At 72.0% G+C, this 3,757-nt stretch carries 1 protein-coding gene and 1 pseudogene; both read left to right on the forward strand.

Features of this window, described 5'->3' with window-relative positions:
• Positions 1–169: 169 nt before the first annotated feature.
• Positions 170–1,405 carry an FAD-binding protein gene (locus tag ACWD4U_RS34610; protein WP_363462254.1) on the forward strand — a complete coding sequence of 412 codons (1,236 nt, stop codon included), beginning with the start codon at positions 170–172 and terminating at the stop codon, positions 1,403–1,405.
• A gap of 1,343 nt (positions 1,406–2,748) precedes the next feature.
• A pseudogene (locus ACWD4U_RS34615) lies at positions 2,749–3,684 on the forward strand (glycoside hydrolase family 11 protein).
• Positions 3,685–3,757 lie beyond the last annotated feature (73 nt).

The raw sequence follows: 3,757 nt of genomic DNA on the forward strand, positions 1-3,757 counted from the left end.
ACGAGGACTTCGACCCCACCACCGCCGCCGACCGCGGCATGGCCTTCGAACACCTCGACCAACTCGCCCTGGAACACCTCCTCGGCGCCCGCTGACCCTGCACCGTCCACCGTCCACGGGTGCCCGCGCGTTCGCGCCGGGATTCCCCCTTCATCCCGGGTGTGAACCGATGACGACCAACGGCTCCCTGACCAACTGGGCGGGCAACCTCACCTTCGGTGCGCGCGCCGTCCACCGACCGCGCACCGTGGATGAGTTGCAGGAACTGGTGCGCCGCAGCGACCGAATCCGGGCCGTGGGCAGCGGCCACTCGTTCAGCACGGTCGCGGACACCGCGGGCGACCTGGTGCTGCTCGACGGCCTGCCCACCCGGATCGACATCGCCCCGGACGCCCGGACCGTCACCGTCTCGGCGGCCACCCGCTACGCGGAGCTGGCGGTCGCCCTGCACGCGGCGGGCCTGGCGCTGGAGAACCTGGCCTCCCTGCCGCACATCTCCGTCGGCGGCGCCACCGCCACCGGAACGCACGGCTCGGGCGACCGCCTCCGGTCGCTCGCCGCCGCCGTACGCTCGCTGGAAGTCGTCGGCGCGGACGGTGAGTTGAGCACGGCCACCGGTCCGGGCACGGTGGTGCACCTGGGCGCGCTCGGCATCGTCACCGCGCTCACCCTGGACGTGGTCCCCGCCTTCGACGTGCGCCAGTACGTCCACGTCGGGCTCTCGCTGGCCGACTACGCCGCCCGGCTGGACGAGATCCACGCCGCCGGCCACAGCGTCAGCCTGTTCACCGACTGGGGCTCGGACACCGGCCGGGTCTGGGTCAAGCAGCTCGACGACGGCGCTCCGGCCGCGAGCGTCCCCGGCGCGCGGCCGGCCGACGGCCCCGAACACCCGGTACCGGGCATGCCCGCCGTCAACTGCACACCCCAGCTGGGAGTTCCGGGCCCCTGGCACGAACGGCTGCCGCACTTCCGCCCCGAGTTCACGCCCAGCAGCGGGCAGGAGCTCCAGTCCGAGTTCCTGCTGCCACGCGCGGCCGCCCCGGCAGCGGTCGCCGAACTTCGTGCCCTGGGAGCGCAGTTGGCACCCGTGCTGCACATCTCCGAGGTGCGCACGGTGGCAGCGGACGACCTGTGGCTGAGCCCGTCCCACGGGCGCGCGTCGGTGGCCTTCCACTTCACCTGGAAGCCCGACCTCGCCGCCCTCACCCCGGCGCTCGTCGCAGTGGAGCAGGCCCTGCTGCCGCTGGGCGCCCGTCCCCACTGGGGAAAGATCACGCTCACCGACCGGGCCGCCGGCGCCTACGAGCGGCTCCCGGACTTCCTGGCCCTGCGTCAGGAAGTCGACCCGGCAGGGAAGTTCCTCAACCGCTTCGTCGAAGCGCTTGGCGGCACCGACGACTGAGCCGTCGGCCACTGCCGGGCAGAGCGGCGAACTCCTCCGGGCCCCTGCCCCGATGTCCGGCGGGGCCGGGGCTTCACGGGGAATCCGCACGGCTGGCTCGGGGGCTTCAGAGGCGAAGCCGCCCAGCCCGGCTCGGGGCTTCACGGGCGAAGCCGCACGGCCGGCTCGGAGCTTCACCGGTGAGGCCGCCCAGCCCGGGCTCGGGGCTTCACGGGCGAGGCCGTCCTGCCGGCTTGGAGCTTCACGGGCGAGGCCGCCCAGCCGGCTCCGGGGGCTCACGGCGGAAGCCGCACGGTCTGCTCGGAGCTTCCCCGATGAAGCCTCCCGACCGACTCGGGGGCTTCCCTGGCGAGGCCGCCCAGCCAGCTCGGGGTTCCCCGGGGGAAGCCTCCCGGCCCGCCCGAGCCTGCGCCGCCCGAGCCTGCGCCGCCCTCGCCTCGCCAGCCTTCCGAACTCCGCCCGTCGAGCAGCACCCCCGCTTCGCTCGCCCGATCGGCGGTTCCCGTTCCGCGCCCCCGCCCAGGCTGAGGGCGCGGAACGGGCAGGTCGGCCGCCGACCCGCAACGACGCGGAACCTGTCGGCGGCCCGACCAGCCCCTGCAGCGCCCCGGGCCAGCCCGAGCCCGAATGCCCTTCCACGGCGCGAGGTTGACCACTCCCTCGCCCGCCCGTGAGTCGCGCACCTCCGGCCGCGCCGTGCCGCTCTGCGGCCACCGCCGAACCGCTGCCGCGCCGCCGCCGAAGTCACCTACCGGGATCCCACCCTGACCGGCGTCGAAGCCCTTCGCCACGCCAGTGCCGACCCGATCCCGCGGCCCCAGGCGGCGGTCTCCCGGCCGCGAGAAGTCCGGCAGCGTGACCTGCCGAGACATCGCACCGTTACGAAACTTTTCGCACCTTCCTCATCGCCACTTGCGCCCCGACCCGGAGGAAGTCGCCGCCCAATCGGTGAGCTCGCAGCCGAGCCCCTGCACCCGCGGCGACCGGCGAGCCGTTGGCCAGCAGCTTTGCCCATGAGGCCGATTCGAGGGCGGGCGAAGCTATCGCCGTTCCGGTCGAAAGTGTTGACAGTCCGTCGCGCGCCGACCAACACTGTCGCCGTCGACAAGTCCGAGCCGCCTTGGATCCGGGTCTTCATCCGCCAACTGGTCTCGGGCGCTGCACTGTTGACGGCACGTTGGTTCCCGTGCACCGCTGTGTGACGCCGTCCGGCCCAGCCGCCCCTTGTGGCCGGGCGGCGTCACAGCGCTGCCCCCACCCACCTCCCCCACCCATCGGCAGGACGGATCACCTCCGTGGACATCCCCCACCCCAAGAGCCGCCTCGCCCGCCGCCTCTGGCGGCTGGCCGGCAGGACCCGCGTCGTCGTACTGGCCCTCGCAGCCGTCCTGGTCCTGCCAGGCACCGCCGACGCCGCGACCGTCACCACGAACCAGACCGGCAACGACGGCGGATACTTCTACTCGTTCTGGACCGAAGGCAGCGGCGCGGCCTCGATGTCCCTGAACGGCGGCGGCAACTACGGCACTTCCTGGAGCAACGCCGGCAACTTCGTCGCCGGCAAGGGCTGGAGCACCGGATCCCGCAACCCGGTCACCTACTCCGGCACGTGGAGCACCAACGGCAACGCCTACCTGTCGCTCTACGGCTGGAGCACCAACCCCCTCGTCGAGTACTACATCGTCGACAACTACGGCTCCTACAAGCCCACCGGCACCTACAAGGGCACCGTCACCAGCGACGGCGGCACCTACGACATCTAAGAGACCACCCGCTACAACGCCCCCTCCATCGAGGGCAACAAGACCTTCAACCAGTACTGGAGCGTCCGCCAGTCGAAGCGCACCGGCGGCACCATCACCGTCGCCAACCACTTCGACGCGTGGGCCAGGTACGGCATGAACCTCGGCACCATGAACTACGAGATCCTCGCCACCGAGGGCTACCAGAGCAGCGGCAACTCCAACATCACCCTCGGCACCACGGGTGGTGGCGGTGGCGGCGGTGGCGGCGGCACGTGCACCGCCACGCTCTCCGCCGGTGACTCCTGGAGCGACCGCTACAACCTCAACGTCTCCGTCACCGGGTCGAGCACCTGGAAGGTGACCGTCAACGTCCCCTCCCCCGAGAAGATCAGCTCGACCTGGAACATCAACGCCAGCTACCCCAACGCCCAGACCCTCGTCGCCACCCCCAACGGCGCGGGCAACAACTGGGGCATGACCATCATGAAGAACGGCAGCACCACCTGGCCGACCGTCTCCTGCAGCACCAGCTGACCCCACCTCAGCCCACTGCGGGCACCCAGGGGCGTGGCGGCCACCGGCGGGGAGTGGATCCGGCCGAAGATCC

This window comes from Kitasatospora sp. NPDC002522, assembly GCF_053595195.1.